This window comes from Bacillus sp. ISL-39 (assembly GCF_018613295.1).
Classification (GTDB): Bacteria; Bacillota; Bacilli; order Bacillales; family Cytobacillaceae; genus Mesobacillus.
This window is the reverse complement of sequence record NZ_JAGGQM010000018.1, coordinates 1-26,083: the sequence shown is the minus strand read 5'-3', so window position 1 is coordinate 26,083 and position 26,083 is coordinate 1. Positions and strand designations below refer to the sequence as shown.

The following is a 26,083-nucleotide window of genomic DNA, read 5'->3' as shown; positions in this document are numbered from 1 at the left end:
ATATTTAAAAACAATCGAACGCGAAACCTACTTTTCGTGATACTCAGAAAGCTCTCTTGCTGCCCTCCTGACAAATAAGAATATACAGGCAAATACTACATATATGAGTAAATAGATGCCTGTGAAGTAAAGTATGGGGGAGGCTGCTGGCATGATTAAGAGGGAGAAAATAAGTGAATAAAATAATAAATCAAACAAAACGAGACCACCAGAGCTCATAGCCTGGCTGACTTTCCGCAATTCGAGCTGCAAATCTTCAACAGGCTCTCTTTTATAAATAAAGCGCATGTAAGTTCACCTTCCAGATCCAAGTATTCATCTATATGCATGGACAGGAATAAGGGTGAAATCCAGGAATTATAAACTTTCTTGAAACTTTTGTTAAACTAGTCCGTACTGCAATTACAAGCCTAAATAGACGTTTTACTATGTACGTTATGATAATGGGTATAATCAGCCAATTTGAATCATTATTTTTAGTCTATCGTCCTCAGCGGGAAGTGATTTTATGTATTCACATGTGAACCAAATAATAATACATCCATTGCCTGTTACATATGACAACTGGCTGGACCTGATAAAAACCACTGCAAGAGAGCGGCCATTTTACAAAAAAGACGGTGCCTTCACACATATCGGCCAGGTCACTGCCAAGTTCATCGGCATTCCTCATGATGAAGATGAGTATTATAACCAATTGTATGACTATGTTCACTCGAACGGGCTGATTTTATTAAGCGAATCTTCACTAAATCATTCACTTGATCACTTTCGATTTAAATCAATCGAAAAAATTAGCAAATTTAGCGGAGAACAAACTTTACCAATAAAACGCTTTGTGGCACTCATAGACCAAGAAAATTTACTGCCATCCTTTGATAACTTCATGATCAATAGACAAATAAGGGATGCTGCTGTTAAAATGACCGAATTGTATTTAAGAACTGAAAAAGGCGGCCTTGAGAGCCAGGAGTTCATTTCAATTCTTAATGATGTCATAGCATGGTTCTTTTACAATTTGAATCACCATCTAAAGAAAGCTAATCCCGAAGGTGATATGCCTGCATTCCTCTGGTATGGAAACTACAGGAAAAGTCATCAGTACCTGTTATACTTTTTGATACAACTTGGGTGCGATTTGGTTACCTTCACACCGGCGGGAAATGATGTATTAGCGATCACGGGGCCGGATAGGCTGAAAGCCTTTGTCCATATTTTCCCGGAGACAGGTATTCCAAAGCCGTTTCCAATGGAAAAGAGTAAGCAAACCTCGACGGTAGCATACCGGGCATCAAAGGACATTGAAAAACTCCTAAACTACGATGGAACGATTTTTTATAAACCATGGCAGTTAAGAGAATACGTACCTGATGCCGTTACCCTGAAGACAACGTATGATGAATTGTTTTTAGTTGCCAGGGAAAAGGCGATGATCAGGCCATATTTTGAAGTGAAAAACAAAAGAGTTAAGGTTCCTGCCTTGTTTGCAAAAATTAATGGCGTCTCCAGTAATCGCCGTGAATATTGGAACCGCCTCCATAGATTGATTTTTCAGGAAAATACCTATCTCGTTAAAAGTCTTCCATTTTCTAAGGGTGCAAACAATGATTTCCGATTCCATTATCATAAGTCCCAGGACAATGACGGATTGCTCAATCCGGAAAAGATGACAGGGGCCCGATACTGGAAGTACAGCCACCTGCCTTCAGGTCTTCAAAAGGGTCTTGCTTCTGCAATCAGGAATATATGTGCAAACCCAAAACTGAAGCCGCGGAATAGTGAGAAAGAGGATGATGTCAAGGTCTATTTGTTTAACCAGTCAATGCAGATACCGCCATTCATTTTAAAAATGCTGCAGAAATACGATTACTCCCAGAATGTGCCTAAGCTGATCATTTTTAACAACCAGCTCAATGGATCGCTAACCAGGCAAGATGCTGCCCTCCTGTTGTTATTAAATCAATTTGGTATTGATTTAGTGGTTTATAACCCGGCTGGTCAAAGTGATATAGAAAATTACATCGACGATAGCGAATTTGTATCCCACTGGCTTGATGATGTTGTTTTTGAACAAGAGATAAAGGAACCTTCCGCTATAAAAAAAGTAATCTTTCAAGGCATTTTAAAAATCCTAAGGAGAGATTAAGCCGATGAATCCTAATCACGACCGGAATGTGAGCCCGTTAATGGACAATTCGAAGGGACTGTTGAGTGAAGAGGCGGTTAACGATATACAGTTGGCGATGAGAAATGAACCCGAGGTGCAGAAGCTGGCACGGAGCATTGATGAATATGATATCATCCAAATTCTTGAATACGGGAAGGAGCCAGCTGTTGAGATCTCCCGTTTTTCGGATCAAATCCTTGCTGTAATGCGGACGAACAATGTAAAGCAATTTGGACAATTACTTTTGCAGCTGGGCAGGGTTATGGAACGTTTTGACATAAGTGATTTTGAAAAAAACTCTGGAGGACTGATCAGCAAGCTATTCAAGAAACGGGAAAAGACGCTTGATAGGCTGTATAGCAAATACCAGTCGATAGGAATAGAAATGGAACAGATCTATGTGAAAATTTCTGCATACCAGAGTGAGATGGCAGAAACAGCGACTATGCTAGAACGACTGTATGAACAGAACATCCAATATTACCTGCTGCTTGAAAAATATGTGGCGGCTGCAGAGCTGAAGCTGAATGAATTGAAAACAAACAAGCTTCCGCAGCTTGAACAAAATGCTTTGAATGGTGATCAAATATTTTCGATGGAACTAGATTCCTTGCGCAATGCGATTGAGCTCCTGGAACACAGAATATTTGACCTTGGAATGGCAAGAATCATCGCTCTGCAGACTGCACCGCAATTAAGGCTGCTTCAAGGTGGGAATGCGAAGCTCATTGGCAAAATCAATTCGGCATTTATAACCACCATTCCAATTTTTAAAAAAGGGCTGATTCAGGCGGTAGCAGCAAAAAGGCAAAAACTAGCGGCTGAATCAATGAAAGAGCTCGGCCGGCGCACGAATGAAATGATGGTTCATAATGCCCGGAACATTGCCGGTCAAAGTATTGAGGTTGCCCGTTTATCGGGTTCACCTGGGATCAAGATTGAGACGATACAGGAATGCTTCAACATTATTCTGAAGGGAATGCAGGAAATAAAGACAATCGAAGAAGAAAATAGGCGTCTCCGTGAAGAAGGGGAACAGCGCTTAAAAGAGTTACAGAAAAACTTTAAGAATAGTAAGCAGAAATAATTGCTTCAAGCCTGATTGACTCATCCGAACTGTTTTGGATGAGTTTTTTTGTGGTTAAGGAATTTATTAAAGTTATTGAGTTGTGGATAACTCTCTGAAGTTTTCTTAATCCAGCTCCAGCGCCTAGCCCCTCGAGTGCCGATCATCATGAAATTCGACAGTACCTTCCTGAAATTCTCAGCCAGCAGGCAAGCGATCATATGTTATAATTTTTAGTAGATTACTATAAGGAAATTCCCTCGTAAAAATCAACTCGCCAACTCAATTTACATCTTCGGAAAAACACTTCAGGAAAGGGGATAATAAATGCGAAAGGTTTATCAAATATTCGTTGTTATCATACTTTCCTTTACAATGCTCGGCAGCTCCAATGCTAATATGGACGGCATTTTTCTATATGAATATCCTAAACAATCCCTGCTCTATGAATCACTCCAGCCTGATAACGCAAGGCTTGCTGGTAAATTGATTGTTCTGCCGGAAAAGGATTTTGACCAGGCAGAAGCTGCTATGATCATAAAAAGACTTGCGAGCCTTCCGGAAAGCATGATTCAAAAAGCTGTAGACACCAATATTAAAGTGAAGTTATTTGAAGGAAGTTTGACAGATAATCCAACAGCAAGCCATTTGAAGGGGATTGTTCCCAGAGGATATACAACTGAAAAGACATGGGATCAGGTACCCGGGATTGGCGGATCAAGAACCGTTCTTGTGAAAATTGGCAGCAGTGAAAAGGGAAAGGGTCACGGTTCTGTCAATCTTGAGCTGCATGAATTTGCGCACTCACTTGACCGCCATGTTTATGACGGAATCAGGCACGAGGAAAGGTTCCAGGAAATCTGGAAGCGTGAAAGCCGTCTGCTTTTCCCTGGCCGTGCCTATTTCCTTGATTACCCTGAGGAATACTTTGCTGAAAGCTTTGCAATGTTCTATATTGGCGGACTGCCGGCCAAACTCCTTAAGGAGGCCGCGCCGCAAACATATCAATATATCGAAGGCCTCAAATAGGCCTTTTTCCTATTTATTGCATTTAGGCAGGAAATATGGAATCACACAGCAAAGTAATAAGAGAATTCAAAATAAGGATATATCCTTCCACCATTGTTGATTAATTTGCTAAAATAAGAAAAAGAAATTGAACGATTTGAAGGGCAGGGAGATTCATGAAACAATATCTAGAACTTTGCGAACATGTATTGAAGACTGGGGTAGAAAAAGAAGACCGTACAGGAACTGGAACAATCAGTACTTTCGGCTACCAAATGCGCTTTAACCTCCAGGAGGGATTTCCGCTGCTCACCACAAAGAAACTCCACTTGAGATCAATCATCCATGAACTTTTATGGTTCCTGAATGGCGATACGAACGTGAAATACCTTCAGGAAAATGGAGTGCGTATATGGAATGAATGGGCAGATGAAAAAGGGGAGCTTGGACCGGTCTATGGCAGTCAGTGGAGATCATGGACAGGTGCGGATGGAGAAACTGTCGACCAGATTACGGAATTGATCCATACTATAAAAACCAATCCTGATTCAAGAAGAATGATTGTCAATGCTTGGAATGTGGCTGAAATCGATAAAATGGCCCTTCCGCCTTGCCATTGCATGTTTCAGTTTTACGTCGCTGATGGCAAGCTTTCCTGCCAGCTGTATCAGAGGTCGGCAGATGTATTCCTTGGCGTGCCATTCAACATCGCTTCCTATGCCTTGCTGACATTGATGGTCGCTCATGTCTGCGACCTTGAGCCTGGCGAGTTCGTCCATACTTTTGGGGATACTCATATATACATGAACCACTTGGAGCAGGTTAAACTGCAGCTCACACGGGATCCCAAGCCATTGCCGCAGATGAAAATCAACCCTGAAGTCAAGTCAATATTTGATTTTAAATACGAAGATTTCGAGCTGGTCAACTATGAGGCACATCCACATATCAAAGGGGTGGTCAGTGTATGATATCGCTAATTTGGGCAATGGATGAAAATCGGGTCATCGGATACCATAATCAGCTCCCATGGAGGCTCCCGGAAGACTTAAAGTTTTTCAAGCGTGTAACGATGGGGCACCCAATCATGATGGGAAGAAAAACGTTCGAGTCAATTGGCAAGCCACTTCCTGGGAGAGAAAATATCATCATAACCCGTGATGAAAGCTACCAGAAGGATAGCTGCACAGTCATGAACTCCATCCAAGATTTCATGGCTTATGCAAAGGGAAAAGAAGAAGAGATTTTCGTCATTGGCGGCGCAGAGATTTTTAAGGAAGTTTTGCCAGATGCGGATAAGCTGTACTTAACCATGATCCATCATCAGTTTGAAGGAGACACCTTTTTTCCGGTTTTTGACATCGAAAAGTGGGAGCTAGAATCAAGGGAAATCGGACCGAAGGATGAAAAAAATCCCTACGATTATGAGTTTCTGATTTATAAGCGTAAGTAAGAAATACAGTCACTTTAACAGAAGCTTTGTTAGTATACAGAAGGAGGTGGAATGAGAACATTCCACCTCCTTTATCTATATTTCTGCACAAATTACATATAGTCTCAAAACATTAAATCCAGTATAATGACAACAGAATAACCTTAGGAGGAAACAATGCTTCGATTAATTGCGTGTTTTTTGTATATGGGTGGTTATCTTGTTTACACCATACCCAGGCTTTCACGATTAAAGAGATTGCCGGAAGATTTGAAACCAGAAGTTAAAAAGCACCTGATTCATCAGACGCCAAAAAAATGGTCTAAAACATTCATGGCACTTACAGGATCAGAGGTGGAGGTAATTGGACTTCATCATATACCTGAAGGACCAGTGTTATTTGCCAGTAACCATGAAGGCAATTTCGACATACCCGTTCTTATTGGGTCCATTGAAAAACCTTTTGGCTTCATTTCGAAAATTGAAGTGAAGAAGGTCCCGGTTTTATCCTCCTGGATGGAAGCGATTGAATGTGTCTTTATTGACAGAAAAAGTCGTGAAAAAGCGGCTGGCTCCATTATGTCAGGGGTGGACCTTTTGAAGAAAGGGAATTCATTGGTGATTTTTCCAGAAGGAACGAGAAGCAAGGGTGGCCCTGTAGGTCTTTTTAAAGCAGGAGGCTTCCGTCTTGCCAAAGATTCCGGGGTTCCGATCGTGCCGGTCTCAATCCAGGGCACCGCTGATGTATTTGAAAAAAACGGACGCTTTGTCAAACCTGCAAAAATAAAAGTGATTATTAGTCCACCGGTTTACAGCCGGCAATATAAGGATAAAGAGCTGATTTCTCTTGCTGAAGACATAAGGGATATAATCATCCAATGCCGTAATGCAAAACGGATTGCCTCATAATCAGCATTTAAGGCTTTTTTCTCAAACTTTATGCTATGGAATTTAATATTGGATTGAATTACCTTTATTTCTTCGTAAAGTAGGCGCTTTTTATGAGAAAAGAGCATGCAAACTTAATACCGACCTCAAAATGGTATATATTACGTTAGAATCAGCTTTAGGATTTTAACGACAATCTTTTCGAAAACAGCCTTCATTTAAATGTCAACAGCCCCTGCTCTTTATCGCAGGGGCTGCTTTTATTGAAAATGGCTGGATGATGTTATGGAGTTCTTATTCGAATTGTGCCAGGCTTTTCATCATTTGGGTGAATTCTGCAGGTATGCAAAAATCATCTGGTTTAAAGTTGTCGCGAATCCACTTTACCATTTCCAGCGGACTATTGAAGTACTCTCCGCTTGTATCACTTTTGCGAATCATGTAGCGCCCGTTGTCCTCATCAAGTGTAACCTCTACCGGTAAAGCTCCGTCATAACTGTTTAATGAAAATTCCATTTCATTCCCTCCAGCGTATTTTCGTTATTATATGTTATTTTACTACCATTTTATTCAACATGAAAGCCTAAAATTTTAAATATTTAAAAAATTCAATACATAGTGAAATTTCATGTTATAATGGAAAAATTAATATTTTGGAAAGTGAGGGTGACAAAATGGAACAAGAAACAGTGAAGAAAAAATGGGTGAGTGTAGAGGATATCCTTATTGCTTATCGGCATCTCAAAGAGGTTGTTGCCCACACTCCATTGCAATTGAACCAGCGATTATCTGAAAAATATGAAGCAGATATTTATTTGAAGCGTGAGGATCTACAGCATGTCCGCTCTTTCAAGCTGAGGGGCGCTTATTATTCAATGAAGTTATTATGGGAAGAAGGGCTTGATAATGGTGTAGTTTGCGCGAGTGCCGGCAATCATGCTCAAGGTGTAGCATATGCTTGCCGGCAGCTTGGTGTGAACGGGAAAATTTTTATGCCGGCGACAACGCCTGGCCAAAAAATCAGCCAGGTTGAAATGTTTGGGCGAGAGTACGTCGACATCATCCTGGTCGGTGATACCTTTGATGATTCTTACCGGGAGGCGCGGGAATGTGCTGAACAGGAAGGAAGGGAATTCATCCACCCTTTCGATGATGAAAAGGTGATTGCTGGACAGGGAACTGTTGCAGTTGAGATTCTTAATGATTGTCAGGAATCTGTTGATTTTATTTTCGCCAGTATTGGTGGCGGAGGTTTGATGGCAGGGTTGAGTACATATATAAAAAGCGTATCACCGACGACCACCTTAGTGGGAGTCGAGCCCAGCGGTGCAGCATCCATGAGGGCTGCTTTTGAAGAAAATAGTGTTATTCCCCTAAAAGAAATCGATACATTCGTAGATGGTGCTGCAGTAAAATGTGTAGGCAGCAAGACATATGAAATTTGCAGAGAAAATGTTGATAGACTTGTTGCAGTTCCTGAAGGGAAAGTATGTACTTCTATCCTGGAGCTATATAATGAGCATGCAATTGTGACTGAACCCGCAGGTGCCTTGCCCATTGCAGCACTGGATCTTCTAAGGGATGAGATAAAAGGGAAGTCAGTGGTATGTGTCATTAGCGGAGGAAACAATGATATCAGCAGGATGCAGGAGATTAAAGAAAGATCTCTTCTCCATGAGGGCTTGCTGCATTACTTTATTGTCAATTTTCCACAGCGTGCAGGTGCGCTGCGCGAATTCCTCGATGATGTACTGGGACCCGGGGATGATATCACAAGGTTTGAGTACACAAAAAAGAATAATAAGGAAAGCGGTCCAGCACTTGTCGGAATCGAATTGAAGAATAAGCATGAATATCAAAGACTGATCGCCAGCATGGAGAACAAAGGTTTTGCCTTTATGGAATTGAACAAGGACAATCAGCTGTTTAATTTACTGGTATAATATTTATAATAGATAATTAAGGATAGATGTTATAAAATAAGAAATGTCACACTTCGTCAGATTACGGAGTCCTTTGTGAATTTCTTATGAACTTTCACGGCATTCCTCCACTTTGGGGAGTAAAAGTACTATAATCATAGTAGATTTACAATATGAAAAGGAGATGTTGATATGTTATCTAACATCGGAGTTCCTGGATTAATCTTAATCCTTGTCTTAGCACTCATTATTTTTGGACCTAAAAAGCTTCCAGAGATCGGCCGTGCATTTGGCCAGACGCTTCGCGAATTCAAGAAGTCGACTCGTGAATTGACAAGTGATGTTATGGAAGAATTTGAAGAAGAAAAGAAAGAAATTACGAAAGCTACTAAATAAGGTGTAAGATGCTTTTGTCTTACACCTTTTTTCTTAAAAAGGTTTGTAAATGACAGGCTTTAATCAAGAAGTGCACCAAACGGAATTGGCAGGGGATAGTTATATGGAAGATAAAGAATTAAATCTGGTGGATCATCTCGATGAGCTGCGGAACAGACTGATCATTTCGGCAGTTGCATTTATTATTTTCTTTGGCTTAGGATTTTTCTATGTTAAAGATATATATAACTTTTTTGTCCGCGATTTGGACGTAAAGTTAATAGTCTTAGGTCCAAGTGACATCGTATGGATTTACTTCATGCTTGCCACCATCATCGCGATAGCTGGTACGATTCCTGTATTGGCCACACAGATTTGGCTTTTTGTCAAACCAGCGCTCAGGCCGATTGAACGGAAAATATCACTTTCTTATATCCCGGCTTTATTCTTGCTGTTCATTGTTGGCCTTGCTTTCGGCTACTTTGTGATTTTTCCTACAGTATTGAACTTCCTTGTAGAACTTAGCGGAGATATGCTTGTAACCAACTTTACGGCGGAAAAGTATTTCAAGTTTATTATGAATATGACCCTACCATTTGGAGTGCTGTTCGAATTGCCGGTTGTCGTCATGTTCTTGACTTCCCTGGGAGTCATTAATCCTTACGTTTTAGTAAAGGTCAGAAAATATGCTTATTTTATATTGATTGTGATTTCAGTCATCATTTCACCGCCTGATTTCATGTCGGATATCCTGGTTACGATTCCGCTCCTGGTTTTATATGAAATCAGTGTAAACTTGTCTAAATTTGTTTACAAACGGAAGCTTAAAAAGGAAAAAGAGTGGCAAGAGCAATATGGTGATATGGAAGAGGAAAGCGACGAGGAATCATCCTTGTAAAATGAATCAAAACGCATTCAAACGTGTGGACCTTCCACACGTTTTTTGTATTCACAGGCTCACGAAATAACAAAAAAAATTATATATATCCGCGTAAACAGACACATTTCGAGCAGCATTTAGGGTATAATATAATCAAACGGGTATAAAAGAGGATTGATATTTTGCTATTCAAAAGCCTAGAGTTCAAAAATGTTGTTGGACAGAAGGTTAAAGTCGTGGATATTCCTGTGTTGGAAGAAGAGAGCACCTATTATTTTATGATCCAAGTCCGTTTGCAAACTTTTATAACAGCAATCTACCAGGAAAGAAACGCAAAAAAGTTTTATTCTTTTAAAGAGTATTTAAAGAGAGTTATGAAGTGGCCGGATTATGAGCAGTTATTCCAATGTGCTGAATTAAAAAATAACGCCTGAAGATTCATTTTTGAAGCGCCTCCACAAAGGCGCTTTTGTTCTTTTTACAGGGTTTTTTGAATGTAAATAATTTTCTTTGCATCTGAGAATAGGTATAATAGTCATAGTGCAGTGCTTTTGATAGGGATGTGAATTTATGACTAAAATCAAAATTGTAACTGATTCTACTTGTGACTTGAATGATGAACTCATCAAAAAGTGGGGGATTATTGTTGTCCCTTTATCAATTTCTATTAATGGTGAAAACTACTTAGATAGAGTGGATATCAGTCCAAAGGAATTTATGGAAAAGATGAAAGCCTCTCCTGATTTGCCAAAGAGCTCCCAGCCGCCTGCCGGTGAGTTTTTGAAGGTGTATGACGAGCTGGCCGCGGATGGTTTTGAAATCATTTCTATACATATGACAGGCGGTATGAGCGGTACGGTGCGTTCGGCAGAAAGTGCCGCCCAGATGACCAGTGCAAAGGTAAATGTGGTTGATTCCCGCTTTATTTCGAAAGGGTTAGCCTTTCAAGTTCTTGAGGCTGCGCAGATGGCCGCTGCAGGTAAAACAGCTGATGAAATAGTAGCAAGACTAGATGAGATTAGAAAACAGACTCGTCTTTTTGTCGTCGTTGATACCCTTGAGAATTTGGTCAAGGGAGGGCGAATTGGCAAAGGAAGAGCAATGATCGGCTCATTATTGAATATTAAACCGATCGCCTCACTCGAAGGAGGAGAATATACTCCTGTCTCTAAAGCTAGAAGTCATTCGCAAGTTGTAAAATACCTTAGAAACCAATTTGCCGCAGATACAGAAGGGAAAACCATTAAAGGGGTAGGACTTGTTCATGCGGAAGGAGAAGGACTGGCCGAGAAAATAAAGTCTGCCGTTATTGAAACTTCTGGATATGATGACTTTTCCATCGAAGAAACGACACCAATTGTAAGTACTCACACGGGTCCTGGTGCTATTGGGTTCATGTATTATTTTGAATAGGCTCTTTTCTCAAACTTTGTTGCTATTGACTGCAAAGTAGGATTAAATGACCCATGTTCCTTCACAAAATTAAAGCTAATTATGAGAAAAGGGCTTGCACACTTAATTCCAAACTACATAATGGCTTATTATCAAGTTAAAATCTGCTTTAGGATTTTAACAACAATCTTTTCGAAAACAGCATTTGAATAAAATAATGAAGTGATAGATCCTGAAGTGTATAACTTCAGGACTTTTTTATGCCCTTTCCCTTGAAATTTATTGCGTACACCATGATAGCTGGGCAAAGTTATTTAAATATACAGGATAATTATGAAGTTGTGTCGAATATTTTCAACAATTCACTTTAGGATAGAACGGAATGTGACAATGAAATTATGAAACTGAATGTTAAGAACCTGCCATTATTTAAAAAAATATTAATGTTTTCATTTATGATCACAACGATCGTAGTAGTGTCGATAACGGGGACAAGTTTCTACCTGCAGTCGAAACAATTGAAGAGTCAAATGGCTGACAAGGTTGAAGGAGTCGCAGGAATTTGGTCATCTACACTGGATCCTGAAGATATTAGAAAGGCAAATGAGTTTCGCGATGAGTCTAACCCTTCCGTCAAGCGGCTGGAAAAACTCCTGACGATGGTGGGCGACAAAAGTGCTTCATTCCTTGGGGCTTATATTATTCTGCCTGAGGAATATCCAAATCAGAAAGTTTACATCTTGTCCGCATCCGATATTTATAAGGCGTACTCTTTCGATTCTCTAATGTTCTATGATGCAGGTGAAGAATTTATAAGTGCATATCGAAATACCCGGGAAAAGAAGAAAATATCGAGTACGGAAATCTTCACCGATCAATACGGTTCCTGGATTTCATCCTTCGCCCCAATCACTGATAACAGTGGAAATGTGGTGGCCATTCTTGGAATAGATGCAAAGGCTTCCATAATTAAGGAAAATCAAATGGAAATCCTTATGCTGTTATTATTGGAGATGGCCGCCATTTTGGCTATTGTCTATGTAATACTGAATTGGGGCCTTAAGAAGGTCATGAAACCAGTTGATGACTTATTCTTTGGCATTAAGGAAATCAGTTCTGGCAATTTCACCGTCAAGCTGCCTGTTCACGATCAATCAGAGTTAAGTTTATTGAGTGAAAAATTCAATGAGATGGCTTCTCAGCTCTCGCAGCTATTCGATAGGGTTTCAGCCGCCTCAAAGCAACTCGGCCAACCACCGCTGGAGGATAAGGAATCGCTTTTGTTAGAGGAAGCGATTAACACAATGGAGGATATATTTGAACGCACAAAGGTACAGCAGGAGCTCCAGCGGGCAGAGAAAATGAACGCAATCGGCCAGCTGGCTGCTTCTGTAGCTCATGAAATCAGGAATCCTATGACTGTCGTGAAAGGTTTTTTGCAAATCTTCCTTTCTAAAGATATGACTGAGGAAGATCATATGTATTTAAAACTTATGATTGAAGAATTGAACAGGGCGGAGACAATCATAAATGACTATTTGAGTCTGGCAAAACCCGATGTTGGGAAGCTTGAAATCATCGATGGCAGCGAGATGACGGAGCAGGTCATGGATTTGATGAGTTCTTACGCGATGATGTCAAAAAACATTTCCATGCACACTGAAATTAAGGATCAGGTAAAAATCAGGGGCAATAAAAGTGAATTAAAACAAGTGCTCATCAATATTTTAAAAAATGGTATTGAGGCGATGGGGGATGGCGGAAGGCTTAGCGTGACACTGGAAAAGCAAGGGGATTTCGGTGTGTTTATCATAAAAGATACAGGCATTGGCATGACTGCGGAGGAGCTTTCAAGACTTGGTACGGCTTTTTATTCGTTTAAAGAACGCGGTACAGGCATGGGGTTGATGGTTTGTTACCAGATTGTTGAAAGGATGAAAGGTCAAATCAAGGTTTCAAGTAAAAAAGGAGAAGGTACCACTTTTGAGATTATGGTCCCGTTATTAATGGAAAGCCCTGAGTAATATTCGGGGCTTTTTAAAATTTTGCCATTATTTTCAAAGCCCCAAATATAATTTATAAAGGAGGTGTCCGGACTTTGGTGAAAAAAGTGCTTTTCTTTAGTGATTTTGGGATAGATGACAATATTGCTGTATTATATGCGTTCTTTAATAAAGATATAGATTTGGTTGGCGTCGTTGCCGATTACGGAAATGTATCAAAACAAGATGCGCTGCGAAATGCCGCTTATTTGCGGAAGCTGACTGGGAGAAGTGATGTTCCAGCTTTTGCAGGTGCAGAATTGCCGCTGACAGGAGATCCGCCTGAATATGTACCAGACGTTCATGGCAGTGAAGGTCTTGGACCAATCATCCCTGATATAGAGGCGGACTATACTCTGGGAAACTTCCATGGCATACAGGAAATAATCGAACTGAACCCGGATGAAATCATTATTGTGAATGTAGGCAGGCTATCATCACTGGCAGCTGCTTTCATTCTTTATCCGGAAACCATGAAAAAAGTAAAGGATTTTTACATTATGGGTGGTGCGTTCAACGAACCGGGAAATGTGACTCCAGTGGCTGAAGCTAATTTCTATGGAGATCCATACGCTGCAAATATTGTATTGAGCCAGGCAATCCCACCTGTGAAAATTATTCCGCTTGATGTAACAAGCGGAGCGATTGTGACACCTGCCTTGATCAACGAGCTTGATGAGTACTACCAATCTATTGGGAGTGAAGTAGGAAAGCTGGTGAAGCCAATGTTTGATTATTACTACAAGTTTTATAAGCAGAGGAATCCTGAATTGACGGGAGCTCCCCTTCACGATGTTCTTACACTATGGGCGTTAGTAAAAGAAGATCATGTGGCTTCCCTCGAAATTCCTGTTAAAGTTGTTGTGAACAAAGGAGAGGCATATGGGCAGAGCATCGGAGATTTTAGGAACACAATTAATAAAGCGGATTATCCAGTACATAAAGTAGCTGTTAACTTTAGCTATACAGAGTTCATTAAAGATTTTTTTACAACGATGAAAAATTCAAATTCACACAATGGCACAGGGTAAATAATGATTATTTCACACTTCTTTCATACCTTTTTCTTTCTTCTCTCAAATGCGTCTGCTAGAATTGTCTATGGACATTATTCGAAAGATTGCAGGTGATGATTTTGAAAAAGGTTTACGCTATTCTTATGCTTTCAGCAGTTATCATTTTTGCTGCGGGATGTGGTGACAGCGGTCTAAAGGATGCGAAAAATTATCCTATAGAGGATTTTACTTTCACGAATCAAAATGGGGAATCAGTAAGTAAGGCGGATCTTAAAGATAAAGTCTGGGTTGCCAGCTTTATTTTCACAAACTGTGCGGATGTGTGCCCGCCAATGACAGCCAATATGGCGAAACTTCAGGATATGATGAAAGAAGAAGGGCTCGAGGATGTCGAGATTGTTTCCTTTAGTGTAGATCCTTCTGTCGACAGTCCTGAGGTACTAAAAGAGTATGGCAATAAGTTCAATGTTGATTTCACGAACTGGTCTTTCCTTACAGGTTATTCACAAGAGGAAATAGAAAAATTCGCGCTTGAAAACTTCAAGACTCTTGTCAAGAAACCGGAGACAGGGGATCAGGTGATCCATGGGACAGATTTTTATCTTGTCGATCAAAACGGGGACATGAGGAAATATTATACTGGACTGAAGGAAGTACCGTTTGAACAAATAATTGAAGATATTAAAACACTCCAATAGGCCGCATTTTGTGGCCTGTTTTATTTAGGTCAAGGAATAAGCCTCTCCAGGTTGAACAAATTATAAGGAACATTCGGCGCTGTTAGTACGTTGCAGTTACAGCTTGCGAGAATAAAGACGGCTGAAATAAGTGCTTATGTAACCCTGAAAAGGGCATTAAATGATATAATGAATATACTTTTAAAGGCAGGTGATTAATATTGTTGAAGAAATTCACCTTACTTTATATAGTGCTGGCGATGATATTAGGATCCTGCAGCCAGTTTGAAAATTTTCAAAAAGGGAACTTCAATAAGGTCAAGGAAACAGGCATGGAACTAAAGGAAGCATTGCCGACTTCCTTCTTCCCGAAGGATTTGCATATTGTTGCTGCGGGGGATTCGCTTACCCAGGGCGTAGGAGACAGCACAGATACGGGTGGATATATCCCATACCTTGCTGAGCAGCTTGAGGCAGAAAAGACAATAAAGAATGCGAATTTCGAAAATTTCGGTGTGAGAGGGAACAGGACAGACCAGCTTCTGGAAAGGCTGAAAAACAAAGATATACAATCTTCTGTAAAGGAAGCTGACCTGGTTATCTTAACAATCGGCGGGAATGATCTGATGAAAGTTGTGAAGGAGAATTTTTCCAGTCTTAAACTAAACCATTTTGAGACAGAACAAAAGTTGTTCGCAAAACAGCTGCAGGAAATCTTCCTGGCCATCAGAAATCAAAATCAGGAAGCTCCAATCGTATTGGTCGGACTCTATAATCCGTTTTACAACTGGTTTGCGGATGTAAAGGAAATGAATCAAATAGTGGATGAATGGAATGCTCAAAGTCTTTCAATAGTAGAGCAGGATGGGAATGCTTACTTTGTCGACATTCATGATATTTTCCTCAATAATGAAGAAAACCTGTTATACACTGATTATTTTCATCCAAATGACCTGGGATACCAATTAATGGCTGACAGGATTTATGAAATCCTTGATGAACAGGTCATTGACTCGATGTCTAACTAAGGTAATGAGATTGGGAAGAGGAGTTACAAAGATTTATGACGAAAAATAAATGGAAAATCAGTTTTTTTATTCTATTGGGTATCGTGGCTGCAGCTATCCTGTTGGTTTGGTTCCTCATTGCTTCACCAGTTGAGGAATCTAAACCACAACCAGGAACGAGTGGAGCTGGTACGGATGATGTTGCATTTAATGTATCGACCAACAAACGTGATTTAAACAGGGTGATCAACCATTACTTAGAAGAGGAAGCAAAAAATAGTCAGATTGATTATCAAGTATTGCTGACAGATGAGGTTGAGTTATATGGGACGCTTCCGCTCTTCAGTCAAGAGCTGGAATTGCGTCTGACCTTTGAGCCTCAGGCATTGAAGAATGGTGATTTAATCTTGAAACAGAGAACAATTTCTGTGGGGAGGCTCAACCTTCCTGTATCAACTGTACTTAAATTTGTCCGGGACAGCTACGATATGCCGGATGCTGTGAATATCCAGCCGAAGGAAGAGAGAGTATACGTATCAATGGAGAGGCTGAAGCTGAAAAGTGATATCAAGGTCCGGGTAAATGAATTTGATTTGAAAAAGGACAACATCAAATTTACTCTGCTTGTTCCAGCGGATTAAGAAGGTACTCTTACGGGTGCCTTCTTTTTGCTTAGTACTTGAATGCCAGGGTGAAAGACAGTGGAATACTAATCCTTAAAAAACGAGAATGGTCGGTTTGAATAAGGATTGGAAAATGGTCAGTTAGCAGCAAAAAGTCAGGCCGGTCGCCCGGCCTTTTCACCCTTGCAATACAATTACTTCAATTGGGGGTTCTCCTTTAGCAGTACCTAATGCGACAATCGTGTAGGCATTGTTTGGTACCAATTTAACATCCGGGATGGTAACGACCGTGTTCTTAGTGCCTGCGACTTTAGCTTCCAACGTAACGGTCATTGGATTCAAGGCCAGATAAGTTGTTGCCTGTTTATAGGATACGTTCGGGAATATGACATCCCCATTTTCCCCTGTTATATCTACAGCCGGCGCGTCGGGAGAAAGGTGTATAAATCTAGCTTTTGTTTCTCCTACCGGGGTTTGCGGGTTGTCTTCAAATGTAAGCAGCCTTAGGTTCTTAGCCGGCCCGGCAATGGCAGCTGTGTAAATCCTCCCTGGTTCGACCATAATCTTTTTGCTGATCACAGTAGAAACACTTTCACCTGCAGGATATATGTCGATCTGATATTTCCCTGGCGGAAGCTGCATATGGCTGCTGTTGTTTTTATAGCTGAAGTCGCGGACAACTCGGCTGCCATTTACATAAATATCAACATCCTTTACCGGCGGGGAAGCATGCAAAAAGCGTACCATGGATGGTAATGTGTTGGATGGACTAGCCTGAATAGCAGGGGAGCGCATTAACTGGACAGCTTTATTTAGATTTCGCAGGTGCTTGTGGTAATACATGACGTGCAAATTTGGATCAAGGTATTTATAGTAATTAGCCAAAAGATCATACATGGCCGCTTTATGAAGGTAATCATTCTGGTTCCTGATGGACATACCCCTCACTCCTAAATTTATTGAATGCTCAAATGTAAAATATGCAAATTGGGCGCAAGAGGTGCGAATCAGTGTCAGTTGTTAAAGAAAAATTTAGAATAAGTCTTTACATGAGGAATGTTTTTCCATATACTATAACTAATTAAAAGAGAGGCAGGTGGAGTGTAATGAGCAGGATGTTAAATGTATTGATGTTGGATGTTACTTATTGCACGGCCCCCTAACCTAAGCGGATCAACTGACTAATAAGTCTTTTTTCTCCATGCTTTTGAAACCACGGGCTGTGCATGCCTGTGGTTTTTTATATTACGGAAAGCAAAATGGAGGAAAAGAGAATTGAAGAATTTTGAAAATGTTGGTATGACGACTGAATTGAACAGTCATTTTAATGAAAATTATCCTGACGGAATCAAGCTCGGCAGGGTAGCGTTAGAGCATAAGCATAGTTACCGGGTGTGGCTGGAAGATGGAGAATACCTCTGTACTCTAGCTGGCAAATTGACATTTAATGCAATCAGCCGGGAAGACCTTCCGGCGGTCGGTGACTGGGTTGCTGTACAAACTTCTCCAGGTGAAATGCGAGGGTTAATTAAGGGCATTCTGCCGCGTAAAAGCAAGTTTTCTAGAAAGGCTGCCGGGCAAATTACCGAAGAGCAAATTGTAGCAGCGAATGTTGATACAGTGTTCATCGTAAATTCGCTGAATGATGATCTGAATCTGAGAAGGATTGAACGATATCTGCTGCTCGCCTGGGAAAGTGGTTCAAACCCTGTCATTATTTTGAGCAAAGCAGATTTAGCGACAGACCTAAAAGCCAAAATGGATCAGGTTTCAGCAGTGGCGATCGGGGTACCTGTTATTGCAGTAAGCGTTCTCGAGGGTACGGGCTTTCAGGAACTGCAGCCATATCTTGCTCCTGGTCGAACAGTGGCCTTGATAGGTTCTTCGGGAGTGGGCAAGTCAAGTCTTGTCAATTACTTCACAGGATTTGAAAAGCAGCTGGTCCGGGAAATCAGGGAGAGTGATGATAAGGGCCAGCATACTACGACTCATCGGGAAATGGTTCTGCTGCCTGGAGGAGCGATACTGATTGACACTCCTGGTATGAGGGAAATCCAGCTCTGGACAAGTGAGGGTGGAATTGCCGAAAGCTTCGCTGATATTGAGCAATATGCAGAAGCCTGCAAATTTCGCGATTGCAGTCATAATAACGAACCAGGCTGTGCAGTCTGGTCAGCCATCTATGAAGGGGTGCTGGATGAAAACAGGCTTGCTAGCTATAAAAAGCTGCAAAAAGAATTGGTCTATATTGACAGGAAGCTGGATAAAAAGGCGCAAGCTGATGAAAAGAGGCACTGGAAAAACATCAGTAAGGAAGTCCGCCACAATTCAAAGCATAAACGAAAATAATCAAAAGTTCCCTTCCCTTGTGAAGGGGCTTTTATCATTCTATAGAACTACTTGTGGTATTCTTAATCCAGCTCCAGCGCCTAGCCAGTTTTCATCCCTGAGAGTGCTTCCTGGAGTATCTTGCGATAAGCGTTTGCTTTGAGCAGCTCGGGTCGCTTATGCTTTTTTTCTTTGAAGGGTTCTGAATGTGTTTTTTGCTTTAAAAGTTATAGAATAGGGAATAAGTATTTGAGTAGAGTGTTTCATTGATTTATCCAAAGCTTGAAAGAAGAGGTGTCACGATGGAAAAAGGGAATAATGAGCTTGCGACATTTGCCGGAGGTTGTTTCTGGTGCATGGTCAAGCCGTTTGATGAGCAGCCGGGAATTGTCAGCGTTGTATCCGGCTATACTGGAGGCACGACGGAGAATCCTACATATGAGCAGGTATGCAGCGAGACAACGGGTCATTATGAAGCCGTGCAAATCACATACAATCCAGAAATCTTTCCTTATGAGAAGCTTCTGGAGTTATACTGGCAGCAAATAGATCCGACCGATCCAGGAGGCCAGTTTTACGACAGGGGACAGTCATATCAGACAGCAATTTTTTATCATAACGAAGAACAAAGACAGTTAGCGGAAGAGTCGAAACGGACGCTTGCCGAAAGCGGAGTTTTCACGAAACCTATCGCTACGCAGATTTTACCGGCCAAAACATTTTATCCTGCAGAGACATACCATCAGGATTATTATAAGAAAAATCCTGGACATTATAATGCTTATCATAGGGGTTCAGGACGTTCAGCTTTCATAAAGAACCATTGGGGGGAAAAGAAATGACGAAAAATAATCGAGAGGAGTTAAAGAAAAGATTAACTCCCATGCAATATGAAGTTACACAAAATAATGGAACAGAACCGCCATTCAGGAATGAGTATTGGAATGATCTGCGAGAAGGGATATATGTGGATATCGTCTCTGGCAAGGCTTTATTTAGTTCCCGGGATAAATATGATGCGGGATGCGGCTGGCCAAGTTTTACAAAGCCGATTTTGGAGGAAGAAATAACCGAAAAACAAGACCGTAGCCATTTCATGGTCAGGACTGAAGTGCGCAGTAAAACAGCAGATTCCCATCTGGGCCATGTGTTTGATGATGGTCCCGGAGAGAATGGCCTGCGATATTGCATTAATTCCGCTGCATTGAGGTTTGTTCCAAAAGAAAAAATGGATGAGGAAGGGTATGGAGAGTACCTCAAGCTGTTTCAGGATTAATCCAAAGGATTAATCAAATGACTAATCATAGCTCTAAGAATGGAAGGAATGATTCGTTTGTTTAAAAAGTTATTTGGAAAAAAAGAAGAGCCGGTAAAAACAATCCAGCTGAAAGCGCCAATTACGGGAAATGCAATCAATTTAAGTGCAGTTCCTGACCCTGTCTTTTCTGAAAAAATGATGGGGGACGGTGTAGCGATTGAACCGTCAGAGGGAGTTGTCGTGTCGCCAATCGATGGTGAAATTATTCAGGTTTTCCCTACAAAGCACGCGGTTGGAATAAGAGCGAAAAACGGAGCAGAGCTATTGATCCATATTGGATTGGAGACTGTTTCTCTCAAGGGAGAAGGATTCGAAACACATGTGGCTCAAGGCGACAAAGTCAAGGAAGGCGATAAACTGGTAACCTTTGACCTTTCCGTTATCAGCGAAAAAGCAAAGAGTACAGTAACACCGATTATAATCACCAACACTGATCAGGCTGCTTCATTGAAGGTTTTAACAGAAGGAAATGTTGAAAAGGGCACGACACCAATCCTGGAAGTGACTTTTGAATAGGGTAAGTACCCAAACTTGTGAATAGCCTGAGTATAATGGAAAGGGATCGTTCGTCAATGAAAAACAGCCGCTGATTCAGCGGCTGTTTTCATTGACGGATTTTTGGCCATTAGTGGATGTCATTCCGCCTGAGAGGATAAATTTCATTGCATCTTCAGGTTTTACATCAATGATTTCTACGTCAGTTTTGGGAATCAGGAAAGTGAAACCTGCCACCTGAAACGTTTGAGGCACATAGACAGCAACATACTCTGATAGTGGCTCATGGAATGCCTTCAGGTTATCGGTTGTGATGAAGCCGAGACTCTTCATGTCGGTACCGGGTATGGTAACCAAAGCAACCTTGGAAAATGACTTTTTATCACCAAGGAAGGAATGGACCGTATCCTTTATAACCGAATAAATCGTTTTGACAAAAGGAGTTTTTTCCAGCAGTTTGTCAATCAGCTTAATGATACTTCCTGTGATGAACCGGGTGGACAGCCATCCCAGAATGGTAATCAGGATAAGGGTGGTCAGAAGGCCGATGCCAGGAATGTACCGTTCTTGTAAATAAGGTTTCAGTACATTTCCAAGAAGGCTGTCTAAAAACATAAATACTTTATAAATGACATAGATAACGAGGATGATCGGTACTATTGTCAGGATCCCATTAATGAAGTTCTTCAATACACTTTTCATGGTAAACTCCTTATTCAAAACATATGGAAGTATCATACACTTTTTTACATGGTTTTTCTATGATTATTTTTTCTTATCCTTTGCGACGATAATCGAAGAAATCTGGGTGATTTGCTTTTCATTGGTATTGTTTGGAGACGTTTTTTCGACTGTTTCAAACCGGACAGTGTGCCGTCCTTTATCCAGGCCGCTTGCAATATATAGATACCTTTCACGTGTGAAAGGCCACCAGGTAGAAATTGTCCTGATATATTCCCCATCAATATACACCCTCAGCATTCCGCCATCCAGACTGCGAATAGCTTTTACCCCAAGAATGGAGCCTTTGAACTCGTACTCTAGATAATCACCAGTTCTTTTGCTTATATTTATTCCATTTTCGATGACGAATCCTTTGCTTCCAGATAAGTTCTTTTTTTCATAAAAGTATAAGGTTTGCTCCCTGGTCAATGGCTTTGGGAGACTTGCAATCTCGGCATCTATTTCGATATTATTCTTGATCAGTTCAAACATTGAAGCAGCATACAGCTGGTATCCCTTACCGTTAGGATGTACAGTATCCGTCGTAAGCTGCTCTGTGAGCATCCCTGATTGCTCAAAAGGAATACGCATGTCCAGCGGCTTTGCTCCGTAATGGACAGATACTCTTTTAATCGCATCTGCAAATTGTTCCTGTTTTAAGGGACTTTCAATGATGGTGATGATTTCAGATTCAGGGTAACGCTCTTTGGCATTTCGAATCAATTTTTCATAAAAAAAAGTAAACTGTTCGGAATCCATGTATTTGCGATCATTTTCACCAAAAACGATGAAGATGAGATCAATATCCCGGAATTTTGGAGCCTTTTGGAGTTTGTAAATTCCTTCGAAGGCGGTGGCTCCGCTTTGAACGAGCATATTCCTGCGTGCCCGGGCCCCGCTGAAATCTTTTAAAAGCACTTCAAGCTGGCTGTACCAGCGTAAATTTTTATTTTCTGCTCCAGCACCCCGGCCAATGCTGTCACCGATGATCAAATAATTAAATGATGAACCTGCTTCAATCTTTTCATATACTGATAAATCTTCGGAAAGGTAATGTTCTGACTGTATGGCTAAAAGGGAAATAACTGTGGCGGTAAGAAAAACTGTAATGAGAATTTTTTTAGCGCTTGATTTCATTCGTGTTGGTATCCCTCCGGAAAGTAAAGCTTTAACCTAATTGTAACTGCTAGTACAGGAACAGTGAAAAGAAATTTTTCAGCGAGCTGGCTGTAATTTATTTCTTTTATTGAATCGATAATTTTAAAAAATAGGCTAATGCACAAACGGGTCAAGTACCCATATCATACCGTAAAGGGAAAGCAATTCAAAAACAAACGAGGAGTGGTTTTTAATGTACGGATATGATAATGCCCCAATGCCTGTAACATCACCGATGGGAACAGCACCAGCTTATGGCACTTTCTGTGGCGGAGGTTATCCTTATGCAGGAGTCGCCGGTGCTGGAGTAGGAGGAGCTGGTTACGGTTACGGCGGTTTTGCATTGATTGTCGTACTGTTCATCTTGTTAATCATCATTGGTGCATGCTGCAGCTATAACTGGTAAACAATGTGCTGAGATAAAATAGGAGGCTGTCTGCCAGGCAGTCTCTTTTTTTAATTGTATAAAACACGAACGTTATTTTAAACAATATATAATATAGTTCGTGATTTTTATTGACTCCCCTGCTGTCATTTGTTATATTTACCAAGTGTTAAGCAAAAAACTGATTGGCGGGGGATGCTGAATGAATACAAACTATGATGTGATTGTCGTTGGAGCAGGTCCGGCAGGTATATTTACTTGTTATGAATTATCATTGAAAATGCCTGGTGCGACTGTATTGCTTGTGGATAAAGGACACGATATTTATCGGAGGAACTGCCCAATTTTGCAAAAGAAGATCGAGAAATGCCCGCCAGCAGCAGGGAAGAAGGATTTTGCCGGTTGCCTTCCGGCATGTTCGATTACGAATGGGTTTGGCGGTGCCGGGGCTTATTCTGATGGAAAGTTCAATATTACAAGTGAATTCGGCGGATGGATGACAGATTACCTTCCTGATTCCAAAGTTGTCGAACTAATTAAATACGTAGATGAAATCAATCTCAGGCATGGCGCAACTGAGAGTATAACCGATCCTATGACAGATAAGGTAAGGGAAATTGAGAGAAGGGGCTATGCCGCCGGCTTGAAGCTGCTGAGAGCACAGGTCCGCCATCTTGGGACGGAACAGAACCTTGAAATTTTGAAAAATATTTTTGAGTACTTAAAAGATAAGGTCGATATGGCGTTCAAGACGGAAATCGAGGATTTGATTACCGAAAAAACACCTGATGGCCATAAAGTCATGGGTGTTGAGTTAAGGAACGGTGAGAAAATTTTTGCTGAGAAAGTTGTCGTTGCCCCTGGTCGGGATGGCTCCAAATGGCTGACACAGCTATTGAAAAAAAGAAGACTTAAGATGATGAATAACCAGGTCGATATTGGCGTCCGTGTTGAAACGTCCAATGTCGTCATGGAGGAAATAAATGAGCATTTATATGAAGGGAAATTTATCTTCAATACATCCGTTGGGACAAGTGTCAGGACATTTTGCAGCAATCCATCCGGACATGTTGTGGTCGAGAACCATTCTGGAATCATGCTTGCTAATGGCCATGCTTACAAAGATCCTAACCTGGGAAGCAGCAATACCAATTTTGCCTTGCTTGTATCACATACTTTTTCTGAACCATTCGATAAGCCCAATGAATATGCCCATGAAATCTCCAGGCTGGCAAACAGTCTGTCAAATGGCGGCCTGATTGTACAGAAGTATGGCGATATTTTAAAAGGGAGAAGATCCACTGAAAAAAGGATCAAAGAAGGATTCCTGGAACCGACAATGAAGGAAGCGGTTCCCGGGGATCTTGGACTAGTCCTTCCATATAACACGCTAAAGAGTTTGATTGAAATGACGGAAGCGCTCAATCAGGTTACTCCTGGTCTGGCTTCAGACCATACTTTGTTTTATGGAGTGGAGGCGAAATTCTATTCCGCAAGACCGAAGTTGAATGACAGGTTTGAAACGGAAATAAGCGGTTTATATGTTGGAGGGGACGGAGCCGGAATCACAAGAGGACTGGCTCAGGCAAGCGCATGTGGTGTATGGATTGCCACCGACATTATCGAAAAGTCCAGGGTTGGCCGGAAAACAGAGCCTGCACTTGTTTAAAGATGCATACACACTTCCCCTTCTTTGATAAAATAAACCTAAATACAGAAGAGGCGGGGAGAGTATGTTTGCACCTAAACTAGCGCCAGGGGATGAAATAAGAGTAATCGCGCCTGCGACCAGCATGATCATTTTAAAGGAAGCTCAGGTTGATTTGGCAGTTGAAAGGCTGACTAAACTGGGCTTCAATGTGACATTCGGAAAGAACGCAGATGTCCATGACGATTTTTTCAGCTCTTCCATTGCAGAAAGAATCGATGACCTGCATGATGCGTTTGCAAATCCAAATGTAAAAGGGATTCTTACTGCACTTGGCGGCTATAATTCTAATCAGCTGCTAAAATATATAGACTTTGACTTGATTGCTGCTAACCCGAAGGTTTTTTGCGGGTACAGTGACATTACAGCGCTGCAGCTGGCTATCTATCAAAAAACAGGTCTTGTTACGTATTCTGGACCCCTTTTTTCCAGCTTTGGCGTGAAACATGGTCTTGAATATACGATGGAATCATTCTTGCAGGCCGTCACCAATGATGCCCCATATGAGGTCGTTCCATCTGAAACATGGTCTGATGATGCCTGGTATCTCGACCAGGAAAATCGGACATTTCATGAACAAAACGGCTACTTAATTCTTCAGGAAGGCGAAGCAGAGGGAATGCTGATCGGCGGCAATCTTTGTACGATGAACCTGCTTCAGGGTACAGAATTCATGCCTTCCATCAAGGATAGCATCCTGTTCATCGAGGATGACGAAGAAAGCCACTCCAGAAGCTTCGACAGGGACCTGCAATCGCTGCTTCATCTTCCGGATGCTGATTCGATAAAAGCTCTGTTGATTGGCCGATTCCAAAAGAACTCCAATATTACGGAAGAAGCACTAAGGAAGATTATTTCAAGTAAGGAAGAGCTGCGGAATATCCCAATCATTGCAAACGTCAACTTCGGGCATGTCCAGCCTCTTGCCACACTGCCTATTGGGGCAGTTGCCACAATAAAGGCAGCTGGTGGACAAACCGAGATCTTTATCGAACAAAAAGAATAGGCTTATAAACCTTAATGGCACCTTTTTGGGTGTCTTTTTTTTGCCAAGAATTTGTCGGATAAAACAGCTGGTGGAAGAACAGATTTAGTCTAAAGTAAGTTGCAGGTTCAAACAAAACAGCCGACGGAAGAGCAGAAGCTGTCTGAATTCACCCCAGGTTCAGACAAAACAGCCGACGGAAGAGCAGAAATTGTCCTAAGTCACCCCAGGTTCAGACAAAACAGCCGACGGAAGAGCAGAAGTTGTCTGAATTCACCCCAGGTTCAGACAAAACAGCCGACGGAAGAGCAGAAGTTGTCCGAAGTCACCCCAGGTTCAGACAAAACAGCCGATGGAAGAGCAGAAGTTGTCCGAAGTCACCCCAGGTTCAGACAAAACAGCCGACGGAAGAGCAGAAGTTGTCTGAAGTCACCCCAGGTTCAGACAAAACAGCCGATGGAAGAGCAGAAGTTGTCCGAAGTCACCCC

28 protein-coding genes are annotated in these 26,083 nt (G+C 41.3%); 24 read left to right on the top strand and 4 right to left on the bottom strand.

Annotated features, from left to right (window positions below; all coding sequences use genetic code 11):
- Positions 1–508 precede the first annotated feature (508 nt).
- From J7E37_RS14265 to J7E37_RS14240, 6 genes are all read left to right on the top strand, one after another.
- A complete protein-coding gene (locus J7E37_RS14265; RefSeq protein ID WP_215024620.1) occupies positions 509–2,146 on the top strand; it encodes a YceG family protein in 1,638 nt (545 codons plus the stop codon).
- Positions 2,147–2,150: 4 nt separating this feature from the next.
- Entirely contained in the window at positions 2,151–3,254 is a 1,104-nt protein-coding gene (locus J7E37_RS14260; RefSeq protein ID WP_215024617.1) for a toxic anion resistance protein, read from the top strand.
- A 306-nt stretch (positions 3,255–3,560) separates the two neighbouring features.
- Positions 3,561–4,262, top strand: a complete 702-nt coding sequence (locus J7E37_RS14255) for an anthrax toxin lethal factor-related metalloendopeptidase (protein ID WP_215024615.1) — start codon at positions 3,561–3,563, stop codon at positions 4,260–4,262.
- A gap of 155 nt (positions 4,263–4,417) precedes the next feature.
- On the top strand, positions 4,418–5,212 hold the full coding sequence (locus J7E37_RS14250) for a thymidylate synthase (RefSeq protein WP_214781103.1): 795 nt from the start codon (positions 4,418–4,420) through the stop codon (positions 5,210–5,212).
- Positions 5,209–5,694, top strand: coding sequence for a dihydrofolate reductase (locus tag J7E37_RS14245; RefSeq protein ID WP_215024613.1), 486 nt, complete (start codon positions 5,209–5,211; stop codon positions 5,692–5,694). Before J7E37_RS14250 ends, J7E37_RS14245 begins: the two co-directional genes overlap by 4 nt.
- A gap of 156 nt (positions 5,695–5,850) precedes the next feature.
- Entirely contained in the window at positions 5,851–6,582 is a 732-nt protein-coding gene (locus J7E37_RS14240; protein ID WP_215024610.1) for a lysophospholipid acyltransferase family protein, read from the top strand.
- Between the two features lie 273 nt (positions 6,583–6,855).
- Here J7E37_RS14240 and J7E37_RS14235 read toward each other — a convergent pair whose 3' ends face one another.
- Positions 6,856–7,077: a hypothetical protein gene (locus J7E37_RS14235; protein WP_041966956.1), complete on the bottom strand. Its 222-nt coding sequence runs from the start codon at positions 7,075–7,077 to the stop codon at positions 6,856–6,858.
- 158 nt (positions 7,078–7,235) lie between these two features.
- Between J7E37_RS14235 and ilvA the strand changes: the two genes are divergently transcribed.
- The 10 genes from ilvA (at position 7,236) to J7E37_RS14185 (ending at position 16,513) form a co-directional block, all read left to right on the top strand.
- Positions 7,236–8,504, top strand: coding sequence for a threonine ammonia-lyase IlvA (gene ilvA / locus J7E37_RS14230; protein WP_215024609.1), 1,269 nt, complete (start codon positions 7,236–7,238; stop codon positions 8,502–8,504).
- Positions 8,505–8,675: 171 nt separating this feature from the next.
- Positions 8,676–8,879, top strand: a complete 204-nt coding sequence (locus J7E37_RS14225; protein WP_192470480.1) for a twin-arginine translocase TatA/TatE family subunit — start codon at positions 8,676–8,678, stop codon at positions 8,877–8,879.
- Positions 8,880–8,982: 103 nt separating this feature from the next.
- Positions 8,983–9,756 (top strand): twin-arginine translocase subunit TatC, encoded by a 774-nt coding sequence (gene tatC, locus J7E37_RS14220; RefSeq protein ID WP_214740644.1) that lies wholly within the window; start codon positions 8,983–8,985, stop codon positions 9,754–9,756.
- Between the two features lie 164 nt (positions 9,757–9,920).
- Positions 9,921–10,172, top strand: a complete 252-nt coding sequence (locus J7E37_RS14215; protein ID WP_214781113.1) for a DUF2535 family protein — start codon at positions 9,921–9,923, stop codon at positions 10,170–10,172.
- 136 nt (positions 10,173–10,308) lie between these two features.
- Entirely contained in the window at positions 10,309–11,151 is an 843-nt protein-coding gene (locus tag J7E37_RS14210) for a DegV family protein (RefSeq protein ID WP_215024607.1), read from the top strand.
- A gap of 377 nt (positions 11,152–11,528) precedes the next feature.
- Positions 11,529–13,154: a sensor histidine kinase gene (locus J7E37_RS14205; RefSeq protein ID WP_215024605.1), complete on the top strand. Its 1,626-nt coding sequence runs from the start codon at positions 11,529–11,531 to the stop codon at positions 13,152–13,154.
- A 74-nt stretch (positions 13,155–13,228) separates the two neighbouring features.
- The gene (locus tag J7E37_RS14200; RefSeq protein ID WP_215024603.1) at positions 13,229–14,203 is read left to right on the top strand and encodes a nucleoside hydrolase; all 975 of its coding nucleotides are present in this window, start codon (positions 13,229–13,231) and stop codon (positions 14,201–14,203) included.
- Between the two features lie 98 nt (positions 14,204–14,301).
- Positions 14,302–14,886 (top strand): SCO family protein, encoded by a 585-nt coding sequence (locus tag J7E37_RS14195; protein WP_215024601.1) that lies wholly within the window; start codon positions 14,302–14,304, stop codon positions 14,884–14,886.
- A gap of 200 nt (positions 14,887–15,086) precedes the next feature.
- The gene (locus tag J7E37_RS14190) at positions 15,087–15,893 is read left to right on the top strand and encodes an SGNH/GDSL hydrolase family protein (RefSeq protein WP_251009675.1); all 807 of its coding nucleotides are present in this window, start codon (positions 15,087–15,089) and stop codon (positions 15,891–15,893) included.
- A gap of 35 nt (positions 15,894–15,928) precedes the next feature.
- On the top strand, positions 15,929–16,513 hold the full coding sequence (locus J7E37_RS14185; RefSeq protein ID WP_215024599.1) for a YpmS family protein: 585 nt from the start codon (positions 15,929–15,931) through the stop codon (positions 16,511–16,513).
- 159 nt (positions 16,514–16,672) lie between these two features.
- On the opposite strand, the gene J7E37_RS14180 is transcribed toward J7E37_RS14185, so the two are convergent.
- Positions 16,673–17,434: a DUF4397 domain-containing protein gene (locus J7E37_RS14180; protein WP_215024598.1), complete on the bottom strand. Its 762-nt coding sequence runs from the start codon at positions 17,432–17,434 to the stop codon at positions 16,673–16,675.
- Positions 17,435–17,794: 360 nt separating this feature from the next.
- Between J7E37_RS14180 and rsgA the strand changes: the two genes are divergently transcribed.
- The 4 genes from rsgA to J7E37_RS14160 all read left to right on the top strand — a co-directional run bounded on the left by rsgA (position 17,795) and on the right by J7E37_RS14160 (position 20,657).
- Complete coding sequence (gene rsgA, locus J7E37_RS14175; RefSeq protein WP_215024648.1) at positions 17,795–18,844, top strand: ribosome small subunit-dependent GTPase A; 1,050 nt, start codon at positions 17,795–17,797, stop codon at positions 18,842–18,844.
- Positions 18,845–19,125: 281 nt separating this feature from the next.
- A complete protein-coding gene (gene msrA, locus J7E37_RS14170) occupies positions 19,126–19,665 on the top strand; it encodes a peptide-methionine (S)-S-oxide reductase MsrA (protein WP_214781126.1) in 540 nt (179 codons plus the stop codon).
- A complete protein-coding gene (gene msrB / locus J7E37_RS14165) occupies positions 19,662–20,099 on the top strand; it encodes a peptide-methionine (R)-S-oxide reductase MsrB (protein WP_215024596.1) in 438 nt (145 codons plus the stop codon). Before msrA ends, msrB begins: the two co-directional genes overlap by 4 nt.
- Before the next feature lie 57 nt (positions 20,100–20,156).
- Positions 20,157–20,657 (top strand): PTS sugar transporter subunit IIA, encoded by a 501-nt coding sequence (locus J7E37_RS14160; protein ID WP_483297214.1) that lies wholly within the window; start codon positions 20,157–20,159, stop codon positions 20,655–20,657.
- A 75-nt stretch (positions 20,658–20,732) separates the two neighbouring features.
- On the opposite strand, the gene J7E37_RS14155 is transcribed toward J7E37_RS14160, so the two are convergent.
- On the bottom strand, positions 20,733–21,338 hold the full coding sequence (locus tag J7E37_RS14155; RefSeq protein ID WP_215024592.1) for a DUF502 domain-containing protein: 606 nt from the start codon (positions 21,336–21,338) through the stop codon (positions 20,733–20,735).
- Between the two features lie 63 nt (positions 21,339–21,401).
- Positions 21,402–22,496: an SGNH/GDSL hydrolase family protein gene (locus J7E37_RS14150; protein ID WP_215024590.1), complete on the bottom strand. Its 1,095-nt coding sequence runs from the start codon at positions 22,494–22,496 to the stop codon at positions 21,402–21,404.
- Positions 22,497–22,752: 256 nt separating this feature from the next.
- On the opposite strand from J7E37_RS14150, the gene J7E37_RS14145 reads away from it, so the two are divergent.
- The 4 genes from J7E37_RS14145 to J7E37_RS14130 form a co-directional block, all read left to right on the top strand.
- A complete protein-coding gene (locus J7E37_RS14145; RefSeq protein ID WP_214781547.1) occupies positions 22,753–22,923 on the top strand; it encodes a YjcZ family sporulation protein in 171 nt (56 codons plus the stop codon).
- 181 nt (positions 22,924–23,104) lie between these two features.
- The gene (locus J7E37_RS14140; protein ID WP_215024588.1) at positions 23,105–24,571 is read left to right on the top strand and encodes an NAD(P)/FAD-dependent oxidoreductase; all 1,467 of its coding nucleotides are present in this window, start codon (positions 23,105–23,107) and stop codon (positions 24,569–24,571) included.
- A 64-nt stretch (positions 24,572–24,635) separates the two neighbouring features.
- A complete protein-coding gene (locus J7E37_RS14135) occupies positions 24,636–25,616 on the top strand; it encodes a S66 family peptidase (protein ID WP_215024586.1) in 981 nt (326 codons plus the stop codon).
- 242 nt (positions 25,617–25,858) lie between these two features.
- Positions 25,859–26,083: hypothetical protein (locus J7E37_RS14130; protein ID WP_215024584.1), on the top strand; the 225-nt coding region annotated here is incomplete at its 3' end.